The organism is Hymenobacter coccineus, assembly GCF_001816125.1.
Lineage (GTDB): Bacteria > Bacteroidota > Bacteroidia > Cytophagales > Hymenobacteraceae > Hymenobacter > Hymenobacter coccineus.
This window is the reverse complement of the sequence record NZ_MDZA01000282.1, coordinates 1-1,307: the sequence shown is the minus strand read 5'-3', so window position 1 is coordinate 1,307 and position 1,307 is coordinate 1. Positions and strand designations below refer to the sequence as shown.

Genomic DNA, 1,307 nt, shown 5'->3' with positions numbered 1-1,307 from the left:
GCCTCACGCCGGCCGTGGCCGCCTGCCTCACCCAGCGCCTGCACATCCCGCGGGGCCCCGGCGGCGGCGCCGAAAGCCTAAACGTGGCCGTATCGGCCGCCATTTTGCTCGATAATTTTTTCCGTGGGCAGTAAAGTGGGGAAAGCTGCAAAGGCCGGAAACAAGTGGGCCGCCGGGCGAACGAGCAATTCGTTCGCCCCGGCGGCCCTTGGGTTGGATAGGCAGCGTTAATTCCCGAACAAGCGCACGCCGAAGCTGACGACTTGCGTGTCGGGGCCCTGGCCGGCTTTGAAGAGCGGGTTCAGGTTGTACTTGGCGAACAGGGTGAGGTCGCCGTAGCCGATGGTGCCTTGCAGGCCGTATTGGAAGTCTTCGAGGTTGTAGCTGCTGTGGTCCTTGTCCTTGTAGGTGGTGCCATCGGTGGTGTACTTGAGCTTGGTCCAGGAGCCGAGGCGGTAGCCCACGAAGCCACCGGCGGCGAGGGCAAACGTGGGCCGGTAGTGGGCGTCGTGCAGCTTGAGCTGGAGCATGAGCGGCAGGTTCACGGTGGCGGTGGCCAGCTTGGTTTTGTCGTACTGGCGGGTGGGGTCGGCTTCACGCACCACGCTCGTTACGTTGTTCTGGTTCAACCACTTGTTGTTGCCGTTCAGCATGTAGTTGTTGAAGGCGAACTCGGGGCCCAGTACCAAATACATCGGGCTGCTCTTGCCGCCCAGGCGCAGGGAGTAGTCAAAGCCCAAGTTGACGTAACGCGAGCCGCCGGGGCGCAGGTCCACGGCCGACTGGCCGGCGCCGGGGTGCTGGTTGGCCAGGGCGTTCAGGCCCAGGTCGAGGATAAAATTGGCGTCGTGGTTGTTGTTGCGCTCGTAGTTTTTGGCGCGGGTCGAGTCGCGGTGGGCTTCGCGCTCGGCGCGGTCACGGCCCGGGGTGGGGTTAATTTTTACGCTCCGGTTGCCATCGTCGTCGGTGTTCACCTGGATTTTGAAGGCCTTGTTCAAAGCCACGTCCACGCGCTTGGCGTTGGGGTTTTGCTTGTGGGTGGTGATGCGGATTTGTTCGGGTAGGCGCTGGCCAGGGGTGTCCCGGTCGGGGTAAAATTCCATCGTCACTTGCTCGGTTTTGGACGTTTTGGCCGCCGCCTCGGCCTGGGCAATGTAGCCGGCGAGGCGTACTGTAAGCGAGTCGAGGTGGTACTTGGGGCAGCTCGCGCAGCTGGGGCCGCGTCGCGCACCAGCAGCGTGAGGGTGGCCTGGTTGGGCAGCCGCACCACAATGGTATCGGCGGGGGCGGGGGCCCCGGGGGGGCGG

Annotated in this window: 2 protein-coding genes; both read right to left on the bottom strand. The window is 64.1% G+C overall.

The window, feature by feature from the left end:
- Positions 1–227 precede the first annotated feature (227 nt).
- Positions 228–1,103: a porin family protein gene (locus tag BEN49_RS15265; protein ID WP_070744812.1), complete on the bottom strand. Its 876-nt coding sequence runs from the start codon at positions 1,101–1,103 to the stop codon at positions 228–230.
- A gap of 2 nt (positions 1,104–1,105) precedes the next feature.
- On the bottom strand, positions 1,106–1,307 hold a 202-nt coding region (locus BEN49_RS28130), incomplete at its 5' end, for a hypothetical protein (protein WP_158022951.1).